We start from the raw sequence: 16494 nt of genomic DNA on the forward strand, positions 1-16494 counted from the left end.
CCGCCGCCTGCGGGCGCTCGGCGTGCAGGTAGCCCCACGGCCCGCGGCGCAGCAGCGCTGTACGCATGCCCGCCTCGGCGGCGGGGAGCACGTCGTTGTCCAGCCGGTCGCCGACGTAGAGGAGCTCGGCGGGCTCCCGCCCCGCGACCGCCGCGACCTTGGCGAAGAAACCGGGGTCCGGCTTGGACACGCCCCACCCCTCGGAGGTGTGCACGGAGTCGGCGGGCAGATCCATGGCCACCAGCGCGTCGAAAGCCCGTCTCGGCTGGTTTCCCGCGATGATCACCTGGTATCCGGCCTCACGGATGGCGGCCAGCGCGTCACGCACGTCGGGGTAGAGATCGTCGGCGTCGAAGCGGTTGCGCAGGCCCTGGGGGTCGTCGCGTTCCCATGCGGCCTCCTCCGCGAGGAGGTCGAAGCCGGGTCGTACGAGCTCGAAGGCGTCGCTGTGGGGGCGATCCAGCGCGGCCATCCCGCCGAGCGCGCCCATCAGCACGAACTCGCTCACGCCCAGCCGGTCGGCCCATCGCGCCCAGATCCGCGCCTCGCTGATCAGCGTCTCCCCGACGTCGAACACCACAGCCTTGATCATCAATTCCCCCATTTCAAGCCGCCCTCCTGGGCACCGGCATAAGCAAAACGTACAAGGGGGATTTTTTCATGCCATCAGAGCGCGACGCGAAGGACCGCCAGCTCGACGCCGACCGAGTCCCAGCCGACGATCTCAACATGACCACGGACCAAGGCGTCCGGGTCGACCACACGGACGACTCGCTGCGTGCGGGCGAGCGCGGGCCGACGCTCATGGAGGACTTCCACTTCCGCGAGAAGGTCACCCGCTTCGACCATGAACGCATCCCCGAGCGTGTGGTGCACGCCAGGGGCGCGGGCGCGTATGGGGTGTTCCAGCTCTACGAGCCGCTCGGCGACCTCACCTCGGCGGCCTTCCTGAACGACACGTCCAAGCCGACGCCGACATTCGTGCGCTTCTCGACCGTGGCGGGCTCGCGCGGCTCGGCCGACACCGTGCGCGACGTGCGCGGATTCGCCACGAAGTTCTACACCACGGAGGGGAACTTCGACCTGGTCGGCAACAACTTCCCGGTCTTCTTCATCCAGGACGGCATCAAGTTCCCCGACTTCGTGCACGCGGTCAAGCCCGAGCCCCACAACGAGATCCCGCAGGCGCAGTCGGCACACGACACCTTCTGGGACTTCGTCCAGCTCCAGCCCGAGTCGCTGCACATGATCATGTGGCTGATGTCCGACCGGGCCATCCCGCGCAGCTTCCGGATGATGCAGGGGTTCGGCGTGCACACGTTCCGGCTGGTGAACGCCTCGGGGCAGGGCACGTTCGTCAAGTGGCACTGGCGGCCGGTGCTGGGGACGTACTCGCTGGTGTGGGACGAGGTGCTCCGCATCCAGGGCAACGACCCCGACTTCAACCGCCGGGACCTGTGGGAGGCGATCGAGCGTGGCGCCTATCCCGAGTACGAGCTGTGCGTGCAGCTCGTGCCCGAGTCGCGGGAGCACGACTTCGACTTCGACCTGCTCGATCCCACGAAGATCATCCCTGAGGAGCAGGTGCCGCTGCGGCCCATCGGCAAGATGACGCTCAACCGCAACCCGCAGAACTTCTTCGCCGAGACCGAGCAGGTGGCCTTCCACACCGCCAACGTCGTGCCCGGCATCGACTTCTCCAACGACCCGCTGCTGCAGGCCAGGAACTTCTCGTACCTCGACACCCAGCTGCTGCGCCTGGGCGGGCCGAACTTCCCGCAGATCCCGGTCAACCAGCCGGTCAACGAGGTGCGCAACGACCAGCGCGACGGCTTCCACCAGCACATGATCCACGAGTCGCGCACGAGCTACGCGCCGAACTCCATCAGCGGGGGTCACCCCGCGGCGGAGGACGGTTACCGGCACTACCAGGAGCGGGTGGACGGCGTGAAGATCCGCAAGCGCAGCCCCAGCTTCGACGACCACTACAGCCAGGCCACCCTGTTCTGGAACAGCATGGCCGACTGGGAGAAGCAGCACATCGTGGCCGCGTACCTGTTCGAGCTGGGGCACGTGGAGCGCCCGCACATCAAGGAGGGCGTGGTCCGGCACCTGGGCCAGATCCACCCCGACCTGGCCGCGCAGGTGGCCAAGGGGCTGGGCCTGCCCGAGCCCGCGATGGCCGAGGTCCACTCGAACGCCTCGCCCGCGCTCAGCATGACGGGCCAGCCGCAGAGCGTCGCCACCCGCAAGATCGCCATCCTCATGGCGGACGGGACGGACGCCGGCGAGGTGACGGCCCTGCGCGAGTCCCTGGAGAGCAAGGGCGCCGTCTGCGAGGTGGTGGCCCCGGCGGAGGGCACCGTGGGCGGCATCCCGGTGGACAAGCAGCTCAGCGCGGCGAACTCGGTCCTCTACGACGCGGTGGTGGCCGCGGACGGCGCCGCGCTGGCGCCGTTGGGGCGGGCCCAGTTCTTCGTCAAGGAGGCGTTCAGGCACGGCAAGGCCATCGGCGTGGTGGGGTCCGGGCGCGAGCTCCTGGAGGCGGCACGGCTGCCCAACGACGTGGGGGTGGTGATGGGGGACGGCATCGCGGAGAAGTTCGCGACGGCGGTGGCCGGCCACCGCTTCTACGAGCGCGACGTGGCCGCCGTCCCCGCGTGAGCTCAGGGGGTGAGCTTCTCCATCGCCTTGGCGATGCGCTTCTCCGAGACCGGTGTGGGAGTCCCCAGCGTCTGGGCGAAGAAGCTCACCCTCAGCTCCTCGATCATCCACCGGATCTCCAGCACGTCCGGATCGCCTCGCCGCGCCCGGGGGAGCTTCTCCAGCAGGTCGTGGTAGTCGTCCTCGACCTTGTGCACCCGGTCCATCCACTCCTGGTCCCGCCAGGGCTCCTCCGGGAGCTTGGCGAGGCGGCGGTCGACCGCCCGGATGTATCGCAGGATGTCGGAAAGGCGCTGGTAGCCCGTGGCCGTGACGAAACCCGGGTAGACGAGCTTGCCGAGCTGCTCGCGGATGTCGTCCGTGGCCGCGCCGGCCCGCAGGGCGTCGAGCCGGGCGCCGGCCTCGTGCCAGACGCTCAGGATCTGCTCCACCCTCGACAGCACGTCGGCCGCCGTTTCGTGGAGGTTGGCCCGTACGTGCTGGTAGAGGCGGTCGAAGGCCACCGGATCCCACGCCGGGCCCCCGGCGTCGAGCATCAGCCTGTCCACCGCCGCGTTCACCACGTCGTCGAACAACGCCACCGCCCCGCCGTGCGGGCTGCGTGACAGCGCCAGCTTGGCCTGGTTGGACAGGCCGCCGAGCAGGGACTTGGCCGGGTTGGTGACGTTCAGGAGGAGCAGGCGGCGCACGCCGGGCCAGTGGGAGCGGCGCTGCTCGGCCGCCGTCTCGAAGATCTTGATCGAGACGGAGTCGCCCGCGTCCACGAGGGCCGGGTAGCCCTTCATCCGGCCCTGCTCGAACACCTTCGGCAGCGTCCCGAAGCTCCACGTGTGCAGGCCCGTCTGCTCCAGGTCGTCACCGGCCTGCGAGAGCGTCTGCCGCAGGCGCGGGGCGAGGCGGCGTTTCAGCGTGTCGAGGTCCTTGTCCTCGGCCACCGTGCGCTTGCGCTCGTCGATCACCCGGTACGTGATGCGCAGGTGGTCGGGCACCTGGTCGAGCTGCCAGGCGTCGCGCGGCACGCGTATGCCGGTGAGCCGCAGCAGCTCCCGCTCGACGGCCTCCAGCAGCGGCTCACCGCCCTGCTTGACGCCCTCCAGCACCTGCTTGGCGTAGTTGGGTGCGGGGACGAAGTTGCGGCGCAGGGCCTTCGGCAGGGAGCGGATCAGCGCGGTGATCAGCTCCTCGCGCAGGCCGGGGATCTGCCAGTCGAAGCCGTCGGAGTTGACCTGGTTGAGCACCTGGAGCGGCACGTGGACGGTCACGCCGTCGGCGTCCGCGCCCGGCTCGAACTGGTAGGTCAGCTTCATCCGCTGGCCGAGCTGCTTCCACGTGTCGGGGTAGTCGCGGGCGCTGATGTCGGCGCCCTCGTTGACCAGCATCTCCGGCGAGAACGTGAGCAGGTCGGGCGTCTCTTGCCTGACCTGCTTCCACCAGGAGTCGAAGTGGCGGGCCGAGACCACGTCGGCGGGCACCCGCTGGTCGTAGAAGTCGAACAACGCCTCGTCGTCCACCATGATGTCGCGGCGGCGTGCCCGGTTCTCCAGCTCCTCGACCTCTTCGAGCAGCCTGCGGTTGTCCTTGAGGAAGCGGTGGTGGGTGTCCCAGTCGCCCTCGACCAAGGCGTGCCTGATGAACAGCTCACGCGACAGGTCGGGGTCGATGCGGCCGTAGTTGACCTTGCGGCCCACCACGAGCGGCACCCCGTACAGGGTGACCTTCTCCAGGGCGATCACCGCGCCCTGGTTCTTCTCCCAGTGCGGCTCGGAGTAGGTGCGTTTGACCAGGTGCTGGGCCAGGGGCTCGACCCAGTCGGGCTCGATCTTGGCGTTGACCCGCGCCCAGAGCCGGGAGGTCTCGACCAGCTCGGCCGACATGACCCACTGCGGCTGCTTCTTGGCCAGGGCGGAGCCGGGGAAGACGGCGAAGCGGGCGTTGCGGGCGCCGAGGTACTCCTGGATCGGCCTGCGGCCGTCCTGCCCGCGCTGCTTGTCCATGACGTCCTTGACGCCGATGTGCGACAGCAGCCCGACCAGCAGGGACACATGCACGTGATACGGCTGCGCGGGCTGGCTGTTGGGCTGTGCGCCGAGCGACTGGCGGAGCTGGCTGTAGATGTCCTGCCACTCGCGGACCCGCAGGTAATTGAGGAACTCGGCCTTGCACAGCCTCCTGAACGCGCTGGACGACAGCTCCTGCTGCTTGTCACGCAGGTAGTTCCACAGGTTGAGGTAGGCCATGAAGTCGGACTCGGGGTCGGCGAAGCGCCGGTGCTTCTCGTCGGCCTGCTGCTGCTTGTCGGACGGGCGCTCGCGCGGGTCCTGGATGGACAGGGCGGCGGTGATCACCATGACCTCGCGCAGGCAGCCGTTCTTCTCGGCCTCCAGCACCATGCGGCCCAGGCGCGGGTCGACGGGCAGGTTGGCCAGCTTGCGGCCGACGCCGGTGAGCTTGCCGTGGGCGTCGAACGCGCCCAGCTCATGCAGCAGGTTGACGCCGTCCTTCACCTGGCGGCGGTCCGGCGGCTCCACGAACGGGAACGCCTCGATGTCGCCCAGCCCGATCGAGGTCATCTGCAGGATGACGGAGGCCAGGTTGGTGCGCAGGATCTCCGGGTCGGTGAACTCCGGCCGGTTGAGGAAGTCCTCCTCCTCGTACAGCCGGATGCAGATGCCGTCGGAGGTGCGGCCCGAGCGGCCCTTGCGCTGGTTGGCGCTGGCCTGCGAGATGGGCTCGATCGGCAGGCGCTGCACCTTGGTGCGGTGGCTGTAGCGGGAGATGCGCGCGTAACCGGGGTCCACGACGTATTTGATGCCGGGGACCGTGAGCGACGTCTCCGCCACGTTGGTGGCCAGCACGACGCGGCGGCCGGTGTGGCCCTGGAAGACGCGGTGCTGCTCGGCGGCGCTCAGGCGGGCGTAGAGCGGGAGGATCTCGGTGTTGCGGAACTCGGCCTTGCCGAGCGCGTCGGCGGCGTCGCGGATCTCCCGCTCGCCCGACAGGAAGACGAGGATGTCGCCGGGGCCCTCGCCTATCAGCTCCTTGCAGGCGTTCACGATGCCCTGGGTCTGGTCGTCGTCCTCGTCGAGCGGCCGGTAGCGCACCTCGACCGGGTACGTGCGCCCGGAGACCTCGATGATCGGCGCGTCGTCGAAGTGGCGCGAGAACCGCTCGGGGTCGATCGTGGCGCTGGTGATGACGACCTTGAGGTCGGGCCGCTTGGGCAGGAGCTGTTTGAGATAGCCGAGGATGAAGTCGATGTTGAGGCTGCGCTCGTGGGCCTCGTCGATGATCAGCGTGTCGTAGTGGTCGAGCATGCGGTCGTTCTGCAGCTCGGCGAGCAGGATGCCGTCGGTCATCAGCTTGACCAGCGTGCGGTCACTGGCCTGGTCGGTGAAGCGGACCTTGTAGCCGACCACCTCGCCCAGGCTGGTGCCGAGCTCCTCGGCTATGCGCTCGGCGACCGTGCGGGCGGCGATGCGGCGGGGCTGCGTGTGGCCGATGAGCCCTCGGACGCCGCGGCCCAGCTCCATGCAGATCTTGGGGATCTGGGTGGTCTTTCCGGAGCCCGTCTCACCCGCGATGATCACGACCTGGTGGTCACGGATGGCCTCAAGGATGTCGGCCCTGCGCTGGGAGACCGGCAGATTTTCTGGATATGTCACCACCGGCACGGCTTCGCGCCGCCGTACCAGCCGCTGCTCGGCGCGCTCGACGTCGGCGAGGATCTCCGCGACGATCTTGTCGCGGGCGTCGCGCGAGCGCACCCGGCGCATGCCGTCGAGCCTGCGCCGCAGCCGCCGCTGGTCGCGCGGCATGAGCTCGGGCAGGCGGGATTGGAGCTCGGCCAGTGGAGAGGACAAGGAAGGCGTTCCCATACTGCTTTCAGGATATTTGAGCCCGGCTTCCCCGGAGCCAACCGCCCATGCTGCCCGACCATGGCGGTGGCGCGCATCCCAATATCCCCCGCCACTCACCGGCTGAGGGCTGGATCCGGACGACACGCCGGGCCCCTCCGCGCCGCACGGTGCCGCACCGGACACGCTGACGACGGCCGGGCGCGCCGCGTCGGCGAGACGGTGTACGGCGGGGACCGGCACAACACGCTCGGCCCCCAGCCCGCGACACGAGGCCGGTGCGACACCGCCGCGCAGGAGCGGTGAGATGCCACACACACAGCGCACAGCCCGCGAGGCGGCGGGGCCGGTCAGCGGGGCGAGAGGGAGGAGAGAAACGCGGACTGGACGGCGTCCAAGCCACGTTCGACCTCGTTGAGGTCGAACGAGGGCCGCTCCCCGCCGTGAGCCTCGGCCAGCCGCTCCTCCAGTTGCGTACGGGCCGAGATCTGGGCCGCACGCACCGCCGCCACGATCGCCTCGGCCAGCTCGTCGCTGCCCATCGTGCGCAGCACGCGCGGATCGAAGCGGATCTCGCGCACGAGGCCGTCGGACTCCACCGCGGCCTGGATCTTCCCGCCGGCGGCCGTCCCCTCCCCGGTGACCTCTTTGAGCCCGTTCATCGCCTCGGCCAGCTTCGCCATGGCCTGGTCCGCGCGCCGGCTGATCTTCTCGAGCTCCTCGGGCGTGACAGTGACCGGATCGAAGCCGGACATGCCATGGCTTTCCCTGTTCGTCGGCATGGCTTGGGAGTCGATCAAGATTGCCTGAACCGGTTGGTAGCGAACAGTGTCCCCCCATCGAACATCCGGTGAACCCAGATGATCAACGCCTCCTCGCCGACAAAGATGACCTTCGACGCAATATTGCTGAAGGAGCGACATGTCCGGCCCACAGGACACAAGATTCATCACCTCTCGCACCATCGACAAGATGAGCGAGCACTACAGGGACATCTGGGTCGATTTCCGGAGGAGCGCTGACCGCATCTGGGACACCGACCTCGGCGACGCGCTGGGCGTGCTGCTCGCCGAGAAGGTCGTCGGGATTTACGGCAAGGCGCAGAGGGGCTGCGAGGACGCCCTGCGGGACGGCACCATCGCGTCCCTGGGCATCTCCGACGGCCTGACCACCTGCGCCGGCAACTGGCGCGCGGCCGAGCAGGCCAGCATCGTGGAGTACCGGTAATGGCCGCCCTGCCCGTGCCCGCGCCGACCCTCACGGCACTCAGGGAACTGCAGTTGTACGGGGCCGTTCCCATGGTGTCGATCTCGCTCCTGATGAGCCTGGGCATGGACTACGACAAGGTCTCGGAGGTCGCCAAGATCTGGAAGCAGATGGCCCGGGACCTCGACCGCCCTGTCGAGGTGCTGGACGGCATCCCCAACGAGACGAGGCAGCGCTGGATCGCCGACGACCAGCGGGAGTTCTCCCGGGTGACGGGCGACATGCACACCGGCACCGAGGCCCTACGGGACTCGCTCGACAAGATGGGAGACATGCTCGAGAGCATGTCCATCGCCTTCCGGCTCTTCAAAGGGTCGATGGCGGCCCTCGGCGCCATGCTCATCCCCCTGACCGCGTACCTCGTCCCGATGTCGATGGTGCCCGCCAGCGCCGTGCAGGCCCGGATGTCCCTGAGGTGGCTGGCGAACGCCGCGGACAAGATCGTGGTCGTGATGGTGGGCGCGCTCATCACGCACTTCACGGGGCAGATGGCCATCATCGCCTACCTGGTCGCGCGGGAGCATCAGCTGGACAAGATGGCCGACCTCCACATCACCGACGGCGGCTGGGCCAAAGGGAGCCTGAAGGGCGTGGACTTCTCCACCGTCAAGATCGACAGATCGGCGTACCCGACCTTCCAGTTCCCGGACCGCGGAGACAAGCTGCCTGACGGGGCGAAGGACTTCAAGTGGGTCGCCCCCGCCAAGCCACCTGCTGAGCCGCCTGCTGAGCCGGTCCAGGACTGAGCGGCCCAGGACCGAGCCGGCTCAGGACGTCGCCGCGAGAGCCGCCCCGATGATGCCCGCCTCGTTCTGGAGCGCGGCGGGCACGACGGGCGTGCCGATGTGGACGTGCGGCAGGAACTTGTCGGCCTTCCTGCTCACACCCCCACCGATGACGATCAGCGAGGGTGACAGCAGCATCTCCACGTGCCGGAGATACTCCTCCACCCGCTCGGCCCATTTGTCCCAGCTCAGCTCGTGCTCCTCCCGCACTCGCGCCGACGCCCGATGCTCGGCGTCCTTGCCCCGGAGCTCCAGATGTCCGAGCTCCGTGTTGCGTACGAGCGTCCCGTCGGTGAACAGCGCACTCCCGATCCCCGTGCCGAACGTCAGCACGAGCACGGTGCCGCGCTTCCCCTTACCGCGCCCGAAGGTCATCTCGGCCACGCCGGCCGCGTCGGCGTCGTTCAGCACCGTCGCCCCGCCGAAAAGCTCACCCGCGTCGACGCCGATCCACGAGTGGTCCACATTGGCGGCCGTCAGCACGACGCCGTCCTTGACCACGCCGGGGAACGTGACCCCGACGGGACCGTTCCAGCCGAAATGCTTGACAATAGCCGCCACCGCCTCGGCAACCTCATGAGGCTTGGACGGCTGGGGCGTGGGAATGCGCAGACGCTCCTTGACCAGCTCTCCTGCCTCGGTGTCGACGGGCGCGCCCTTGATTCCCGAGCCGCCGATATCGATGCCCAACACGTTCATGACACTCCCTCTCCCCTTCAGGACGCGAAAAACTCCCGTCCTGATATTTCCGGAACCGGGTGAACCCCCTCACACGCCTCCGCGTATCTCGCGTCACAAGCGCTAACTAGGAGGCAACGGATGCGGCCACGCATCATCACACTCTGCGCTGTTGCGGTCGTTCTGGGAGCGACTCTCACCACTCCCGCACACGCCACCACCAGGAACCGTTTCGACGTCATCAACCTTGTGTCGGACGTCAAGGGCAAAGCCCCTGTCACCGACCCCAAGGTCGTCAACCCGTGGGGCCTGGCCATGGGCAAGACTCTGTGGGTCTCGAACACCGGCACCGGCAGTGCCACCGTCTACTCCGGTACGGGCAAGAAGGAGCAGACCGAGGTGGCCATTCCGGGCGGAGCCCCGACGGGCCAGGTGTTCAACCCAGGCGAGGGCTTCACCGTCAAGGGCAAGCCCGCCACGTTCATCTTCTCCAGCCCGAGCGGCGCCATCAGCGGCTGGAACGCCGAGGTCGACCCGGCCAACGCGATCATCGCGGCCTTCACGCGCGGCGCCGACTACAAGGGGCTGGAGCTCGTCGAGACCGACGACGGCGCTTTCCTGCTCGCCGCCGACTTCGCGAGCGGGCGCATCCACGCCTTCGACGAGGACTTCCGGCGCATCCACCTGAAGAACTGGCAGTTCAAGGACCCGGGGGTGCCCTCGACGTACAAGGCCTACAACGTGGCGATCGCCAACGGCAGCATCTGGGTGGCCTACGCCCTGCGTGACCAGTCCACCGGCAAGCCCACCTTCGGCGCCGGCAAGGGCTTCGTGAGCCGTTTCAACGCCGGCGGACGCCTCACCGGCCGCATCTCCAGAGTCGGGCTCAACGCCCCCTGGGGGATCACCGCCGCGCCGAAGGGCTGGGGACAGTACGCCGGCGCGCTGCTGGTCGGCAACTTCGGCGACGGCACCGTGCACGCGTACAAGCAGTCGCGTCACCTGGGCTCGCTGCGCACGGCCGACGGCAAGCCGATCGTGCTGCCCGGCCTCTGGGACCTGGAGCCCGGAACCGCCACCACCGGCGGCGAGAACTCCCTGTGGTTCTCCGCCGGCATCGACGGCACCAAGCACGGCCTGATCGGCATCATCGCCCCGCAGGGCACCAAGCCGACCTCCACCGGAACGCCGTCGAGCACCCCGACGAACCACCCGTCGGGCCACCAGACGAGCGCGCCCACTACCCGGCCGTCCTCCCAGAACCCCTACGGCGGGTACTGACCGGGCGCTCGCTCGCCGTCGCCCCCAGCCCTGGCGAGGTGCGCAGCTCGCCGGCAGGCTGGGGGCGGCGGTCACATGGCCGTTTCCGGCGCGGTTTGCGCGAGCCGCGCCGGAAACATCCCCACTCCGCTGGGGTCACTCGCCGCACTTCGGCTGGGTCCCTTTGGACGGGGAGGGGTACGGTCGGAGCGTGAGTGAGGGGACCTTCAGCGAGTGGCTCAGGCAGCAGTGCGAGCCCGAGTGGACGGCGGTGGTGACGCACCCGTTCGCCATGGCGATCACGAAGGGCGCGGCGGCCGACGAGGACATGCGGCGCTACCTGGAGCAGGACTTCCAGTTCGTGGACTCGTTCACGGCCTTGCTCGGGGCGGCCGTGGCGAGCGCCGACACGTTCGAGGCGCGGGTGCCGTACGGGAAGTTCCTCGGGCAGGTCGCGACCACCGAGGAGAAGACGTACTTCCACCGGGCGCTGGCCGAGCTGGGCGGGCGGACCGAGGTGCCGCTGGAGCCGGTGACGGCGGCGTTCAGGCGGCTCATGGACGAGGTGCGGGCCTCGCAGGACTACCTGCTGATCGTGGCCGTGCTGTGCGTGGCCGAGTGGTGCTACCTGGGATGGGCGTCGCGGGCCGCGGAGCCGCTTCCTGAGAGGTTCGTGCACCGCGAGTGGATCGAGCTGCACGAGGGCGAGGAGTTCCGCGCCTGGGTGGCCTTCCTGCGCGGCGAGCTCGACCGCCTGGGCGTGCGACTGGACGAGGAGCGCCGGACACAGGTGCTCGGCGTGTTCCGCCGCGCGGTCGAGCTGGAGCGGGCCTTCTTCGACATGGCCGGCGAGTCCGGTTAGCCCAGGACGGCCGCCAGGTCCTGGTACGTCCGGTAGTGGACACCCGTCATGCCGAGCGCCCTGGCCGCGTCCACGTTCGGCAGCCGGTCGTCCACGAACAGGCAGCGCTCGGGCTCGACCCCGGCACGCTCCGCCGCGATCTCGTAGATCCGGCGATCGGGCTTGGCCACGCCCACCCTCGCGCTGCTGACCACGTCGTCGGCGAAGTGCGTGAGCCCCAGCAGGTCGAGCTGCTCCTCCAGCCGATCCATGGCGTTGGTCACGATGACCACGGGCACGTGCTGCTGCGCCCTGGCCAGGAGCGCCCTGACCTCCTCGTCCACCCAGTACCGGATCCCCGCGAACTCGGTGACGGCCTGACGGGCGCGCTCGTCGCCGCCCAGCGCGACCACGATGGACTCCAACCACTGTTCCTCGGTGACCTGGCCGAGCGTGGGAGGCATGATCAGCTCGGGGTCGAGGGCCGTCTTCATGAGCGGGAGGCCGTAGCGGGCCTCGATGTCGGCCTGGGCGGCGTGGTCGAAGTGGCGGAGGACTCCATCGAGGTCAGACAGAACCGCGTCAAAGGGGATCACAGCCCCTCATTGTGACAGCGATCCGCTTTTCGCGCGTCGCCAAAGGTGCCGGGGCGACCGGCGGCACTACCATCTCCGAGACAGGATTCGGTATCGGAACGGTAGGGCATGAACGATCACCGGCTGCCACTCGAGCTGGGCCGGCTGTTCGCCGACGGCGGCATGGGGCGCAGGCTGCCCGCTGGGCTGCCGCCGGGGGAAGTGGTCTGGCCCGATCCCGGCTACACCCGGCAGGGCGAGGCGGCCCTGCCGGCGTTCTGGATGAGCGAGGAGCCGGCGACCGGCGCGGACTGGGCGCTGATGCGCGAGTGGCACCCGCACAGCGGGCTGTGGCCGGTGCTGCTGGACGAGTCGGCGCAGCCCTGGGGCGTCGGCCAGGTCGTGCCGGATGACCCACGCCAGATCGCCCACTTCACCGCCGAGGGGTTCATGACCGAGGTGTGGGAGGAGTGGGTGGTCCAGATGCCGCAGAGCGCGCTGACCGAGCTGGAGCCGTACGGGGCGATCTGCCCCGGACCTGCCCCGCCCGGCGTGCTCAAGGCCGATCCCGGGGCGGTCGCCGACTGGCTCGCGGGCGAGCTGGCCGCCAAGGGGATGCCGCTCGGCCTGGTCGCCGCCCCCAGAGGCGCCGACGCGCTGGCCGTGATGGGCTGGCAGGGCGCGCTGCACCACAACGAGTGGATGATCCCCATGGCTGCCGTGGTGCGCAGCTGGGAGGACCGGTTCGGCGCGCGGGTGGTGAGCGTCGGGTTCAACACGCTGGACCTGAGCGTGGCCGCGCCGCCTGTCGATCCGGAGCACGCGTTACAGGTGGCCGCGGAGCACTGGACGTTCTGCCCGGACAACATCGTCCAGGGGCCCGGCGACCTGCAGGGCTACGCCGAGCAGATCATCGGCGGGCACGCGTGGTCGTTCTGGTGGGACTGAGCTCCGGCTTCCCGGCCTCGATCCGCAGGCCGCCGGCCGGTCGCGGCGGTGCCTTCCATCGGCACGACCGCGGCCCGCTCCCGAGAGGACCGTAACCCGTGACGGCGGGATGAATGCTCTCCCGCCGTCACGGGTTACGGTCCCTTGGGGGAAGGGCCGTCGTGCGGTGGCCCGCCGCTCACGGGATCCGGGCCACGGCGCCGTAAGTTCCTGAGGAGCTCGGCTGATCGGCGCAGGCGGTGTCGAGGCCGTTCGGCCGCCATTCCGGCACCCACACCAGTCCCGGGTCTACCAGCACCAGACCTTCGAGCAACGCCGCTACCTCCTCTCTGGTGCGAATCGCGTGACCGGGCAGCGTCATCGCCAGCAGATTGTGAATGGCCGGCAGCAGCTCCGGTGGAATCGCGTCGAACGTGGTCTGCAGCAGCGACAGGTAGCTCCTTTCCGGCACCACCTGCCGGATCCGCTTGATCACGTAGTGGAAGTACTCGTCGTCGTTCAGGCTGTGGGTCGACAGCAGCAGCACGGCCATGGGCCGGTCCCAGTCGAGGAACGTCTGCATGACCCGGTCATCGAGGATGTCGTCGATCTCGCGCACGTCGCCCTCTACGACGCGTACGAGATCGGTGACGGGCTCGATGGTCGCCCGAGCTCCGGCCAGCACCATCGGGTCGTTCTCCACGTAGACCACACGGGGGACCGCGGCGCCCAAAGCGTCACGGGCCACGTCGTGCAACTGTCTTCCCGCCGGCAGGCCGCTTGGCACGCCACTCCCGACGATCACGAACTGGTCCACGCCTTCTGTCGCCAGGTGACGTACCACACGGCATAAATATTGCAGCACGGCCCGCGCGGCCGTCGTCACGATGGGAGCGGCCTGGTCGTAGCGGCGCATTGCGTCTCTGTCCGCCACGAAATTGTTCTTTCCACCCGTGGCGGCGTCGAGAACCCGGGTGATCCTAGCTTGGGTCATCTCCAGCTTCGCCAGGTTTCGGATGGCACGCTGACGCATTGAGTGTTGCCCCTTTCCCCTCGCCCACTATCTCGGGAAAAGCTGATCCTTTCGGACCCCACACTCGATGACCCAGAACATATGATCCTCGTTCGGGAGCGGATGACAACCGGAAAAGCCATTAGTTTTCGGTATATCTGCGTAACCCTCTACCGAGAATAATGATCATTCATTAGGGAAAGAGATCATTTTCCGAGAGAACGCGAAAGCCGCTCGCGATGGAAATTCAAGACCTCGAAGGTCTCCTCGCGCGTGGTCGTCGTCACCGACAGCTTCGTGAACGCCTGGTGGTACGCCTCCACCGCGGCGGTGTCGGTGACCAGCTCGTCGGACTCGATGCCATGGGCGCACGCGATGTCCGGCTCGAACGTCTCGGCGAAGCGCCACAGCGTGAACGGACCGGTGCGCGGCACGTAGGCGGGGTCCTCCATCGGCACCACGTGCAGCGAGATGTTGGGGCGCTTGGCGTGGTCGAGGAGCTGCTCGACCTGGCGGAGCTGCACGTGCGGCCCGACGATCGAGCGCGCCAGCACGCTCTCGTCGATCACCGCCCACACCACGATGCCGCTGTCGCGGGCCACGGCCTCCTGGCGGGCCAGCACGAGGGCGAGCGCCTCGTCCACCGTGTGCTGCCCGAGCGTCGCCGGCCCAGCCGCGGTGATGGCGGCCCTGGCGTACTCCTCGGTCTGCAGCAGCGGCGGGACGAACTGGGGGTGGTACGTGCGGATCACCGTGGCCCGCTGCTCGAGCGCGTACGCGGCGGCCAGCCAGACCGGCACCGAGTGCGCGTCGTACCAGGCGGCCTCGCGCTCACCCCTGGCCAGCGAGAGCACGTATTCGCGGATGGGCGGCGCGACGACGCCGTAGAGGGTGAGCAGGCGCTCGACGGTGATGGGAGCGGGGGCGATCCTGCCCTCCTCGACGGCCGGGATCGCGGCGGTCCCCTTGCCGATCGCGGTCTCCACCTGCTCGACCGAGAGGCCGGCAGCCAGGCGCAGGGCGTGCAGCCGCTTGCCGAGCGCCCGGCGCTGCGGCCCGCTCAGCGGCGCGGCCGCGTCGGGGATGTCGGAGGGGATGGTCTCGGGCTCCTCAGGCAGGCCCTCGGCCTTGCGGGCCAGCTCGACAACGCCGCGCAGGACGGTCAGGGAGCTCTCGGACAGCCCTGAGGCGTTCAGGCCGATGGCGGCCGCGCGCAACTGGAGGTCCTCGACGGCACCGGACTCGAGGTATTCGTCGCCGACCAGCCAGCCGACGCTCACCTGGAGGCAGGAGGCCAGCGCCCTGAGCACCTGGAGCGTCGGGTTGGTCTGCTTGCCGGTGCGCAGCTGGCTGACGTAGGCGCGCGTGATGGGGATGCCCGCCTCCGTCAGAGCGGAGGCGACCTGTGCGCCGGTGAAGCCGCGCTTGGTCAGCGCGAGATCGAGCCGCTCGGCGAAGTTCGCCACGGCACACCTCCTACCGCCCGTGAACTTTTCCAGCGTAAGGGACGCGGGCCCCACTGTCCCCTGCCATGCGGGCCAGCTCTGCCCCGCGAGTAGGTATCAACTTATGCGCAAACTGTCAGTTGACATAGCCCAGTCTATAAGCGGACTATCAGAGCGCGTGGTAACTGAGGCTTAACAGCCAGACGGGGAGGAGGTGACCGGACATGACCACGGACTCGATGTTCCTGGAAGGTCCGGCCTCCACCGGCCAGGAGCAGGTGGTCCAGCGGATCTGCGAGCGCGTGGCGGGGCCGGTGATGGGAGCCGGTGTGCACGTCGCCAGCCTGCCGCTGGGCGGCCTCGAGGTCTGGCTGGACAGCCCTCGTCACCGTTGGCGTTTCCACCACCGGATGGCCCGCGAGCTGCGGCTGGCCGGATGGCACACGGAAACGGGACCTGATCGGCTGCTGTTGCTCGGGTGGAGTGCGGTCTGCCTGAGCCACCGGGCCAGGATGCTGAGCGCGGCCCTGGCGGGACGGCTGACCGACTTCGACAAGACGGCGTTCATGGCCGTCATGATCGCCACCCGGCTGCGCCACGAGGGGTTCCCGATCGAGGACCTTCCTGCCGAGGTGGAAGCTCGCTGCGGCGACGAGCTGCGCTGGCCCGCCCGGCTGGCCGATCTCGACGGCCTCGAACGCCGGTCGTCGCTGGAGCCGCTGAGGCTCAGGCTGGCCCAGGTGGCCGGGCTGGAGGCCAAGGTGGGCCGTCGCTGCGGCGAGCATCTCGCGCTCGCCTCGAAAGTCGCGCGCACGGTGGCCGGTGGTGCGGTGCCTGCCAGGTCGCGCGTACGTTCGTCGGCACCGTGTTCTTCCACACCGGGTTCTTCGAGCCCAGGGGCAGGACTGACCGAGCGCATGGTCTGCGTCAGCGTGCCCAACGTGGTCAGAAGGGCATCGGTGTCGCCATGATGTTCCCCGCCTCGCTCGCGCTGCCGCTCGGCGCGCCGCCCACCGGCCGCAGGCCCTGGGGCGTCGTGCTCTGGTGCGCGTGCGGTGGGGCGGGAATGCCGGCGCTGCCATCAGGCGGCGGGAGGCTGCCGGCCGAGTACGGCCGGCCCGCCCCCTCCGCGGGAACAGGTTCCGCAGCCCGTCCGCGTCTTTGGCCCACATGGTCATATGGGTGTA

14 protein-coding genes are annotated in these 16494 nt (G+C 69.0%); 7 read left to right on the forward strand and 7 right to left on the reverse strand.

Annotated features, from left to right (window positions below):
• On the reverse strand, window positions 1-604 hold a 604-nt coding region (locus AB0J09_RS32720), incomplete at its 3' end, for an HAD family hydrolase (RefSeq protein ID WP_360699302.1).
• Window positions 605-660: 56 nt separating this feature from the next.
• Here AB0J09_RS32720 and AB0J09_RS32725 point away from each other — a divergent pair.
• Entirely contained in the window at window positions 661-2664 is a 2004-nt protein-coding gene (locus tag AB0J09_RS32725) for a catalase (protein ID WP_360699304.1), read from the forward strand.
• Between the two features lie 2 nt (window positions 2665-2666).
• On the opposite strand, the gene hrpA is transcribed toward AB0J09_RS32725, so the two are convergent.
• Both hrpA and AB0J09_RS32735 read right to left on the reverse strand, forming a co-directional pair.
• The gene (hrpA, locus tag AB0J09_RS32730) at window positions 2667-6539 is read right to left on the reverse strand and encodes an ATP-dependent RNA helicase HrpA (RefSeq protein ID WP_360699306.1); all 3873 of its coding nucleotides are present in this window, start codon (window positions 6537-6539) and stop codon (window positions 2667-2669) included.
• Between the two features lie 329 nt (window positions 6540-6868).
• A complete protein-coding gene (locus AB0J09_RS32735; RefSeq protein ID WP_360699308.1) occupies window positions 6869-7273 on the reverse strand; it encodes a YbaB/EbfC family nucleoid-associated protein in 405 nt (134 codons plus the stop codon).
• Window positions 7274-7490: 217 nt separating this feature from the next.
• On the opposite strand from AB0J09_RS32735, the gene AB0J09_RS32740 reads away from it, so the two are divergent.
• Both AB0J09_RS32740 and AB0J09_RS32745 read left to right on the forward strand, forming a co-directional pair.
• Entirely contained in the window at window positions 7491-7745 is a 255-nt protein-coding gene (locus AB0J09_RS32740; RefSeq protein ID WP_360699310.1) for a hypothetical protein, read from the forward strand.
• Entirely contained in the window at window positions 7745-8530 is a 786-nt protein-coding gene (locus AB0J09_RS32745; RefSeq protein ID WP_360699312.1) for a hypothetical protein, read from the forward strand. The genes AB0J09_RS32740 and AB0J09_RS32745 overlap by 1 nt, the downstream gene beginning before the upstream one ends.
• A 21-nt stretch (window positions 8531-8551) precedes the next feature.
• On the opposite strand, the gene ppgK is transcribed toward AB0J09_RS32745, so the two are convergent.
• Complete coding sequence (ppgK, locus tag AB0J09_RS32750) at window positions 8552-9268, reverse strand: polyphosphate--glucose phosphotransferase (protein ID WP_360699314.1); 717 nt, start codon at window positions 9266-9268, stop codon at window positions 8552-8554.
• A gap of 120 nt (window positions 9269-9388) precedes the next feature.
• Here ppgK and AB0J09_RS32755 point away from each other — a divergent pair, with 120 nt between their 5' ends.
• Window positions 9389-10528 (forward strand): TIGR03118 family protein, encoded by a 1140-nt coding sequence (locus tag AB0J09_RS32755; RefSeq protein WP_360699316.1) that lies wholly within the window; start codon window positions 9389-9391, stop codon window positions 10526-10528.
• A 190-nt stretch (window positions 10529-10718) separates the two neighbouring features.
• The gene (locus AB0J09_RS32760; RefSeq protein ID WP_360699318.1) at window positions 10719-11369 is read left to right on the forward strand and encodes a TenA family protein; all 651 of its coding nucleotides are present in this window, start codon (window positions 10719-10721) and stop codon (window positions 11367-11369) included.
• Here AB0J09_RS32760 and AB0J09_RS32765 read toward each other — a convergent pair.
• Entirely contained in the window at window positions 11366-11944 is a 579-nt protein-coding gene (locus AB0J09_RS32765; RefSeq protein WP_360699320.1) for an HAD-IA family hydrolase, read from the reverse strand. The genes AB0J09_RS32760 and AB0J09_RS32765 overlap by 4 nt on opposite strands.
• 108 nt (window positions 11945-12052) lie before the next feature.
• On the opposite strand from AB0J09_RS32765, the gene AB0J09_RS32770 reads away from it, so the two are divergent.
• A complete protein-coding gene (locus tag AB0J09_RS32770) occupies window positions 12053-12871 on the forward strand; it encodes a DUF4253 domain-containing protein (RefSeq protein ID WP_360699321.1) in 819 nt (272 codons plus the stop codon).
• A gap of 178 nt (window positions 12872-13049) precedes the next feature.
• Here the strand turns inward: AB0J09_RS32770 and AB0J09_RS32775 are convergent, their stop codons facing one another.
• Window positions 13050-13883: an SAM-dependent methyltransferase gene (locus tag AB0J09_RS32775; protein WP_360699323.1), complete on the reverse strand. Its 834-nt coding sequence runs from the start codon at window positions 13881-13883 to the stop codon at window positions 13050-13052.
• Between the two features lie 185 nt (window positions 13884-14068).
• Entirely contained in the window at window positions 14069-15328 is a 1260-nt protein-coding gene (locus AB0J09_RS32780; RefSeq protein ID WP_360699325.1) for a Scr1 family TA system antitoxin-like transcriptional regulator, read from the reverse strand.
• A gap of 203 nt (window positions 15329-15531) precedes the next feature.
• Between AB0J09_RS32780 and AB0J09_RS32785 the strand changes: the two genes are divergently transcribed.
• Complete coding sequence (locus AB0J09_RS32785; RefSeq protein ID WP_360699327.1) at window positions 15532-16278, forward strand: hypothetical protein; 747 nt, start codon at window positions 15532-15534, stop codon at window positions 16276-16278.
• The last annotated feature ends 216 nt before the right edge of the window (window positions 16279-16494 follow it).

The organism is Nonomuraea sp. NPDC049784 (assembly GCF_040659615.1).
In the GTDB taxonomy this organism is placed as follows: domain Bacteria; phylum Actinomycetota; class Actinomycetes; order Streptosporangiales; family Streptosporangiaceae; genus Nonomuraea.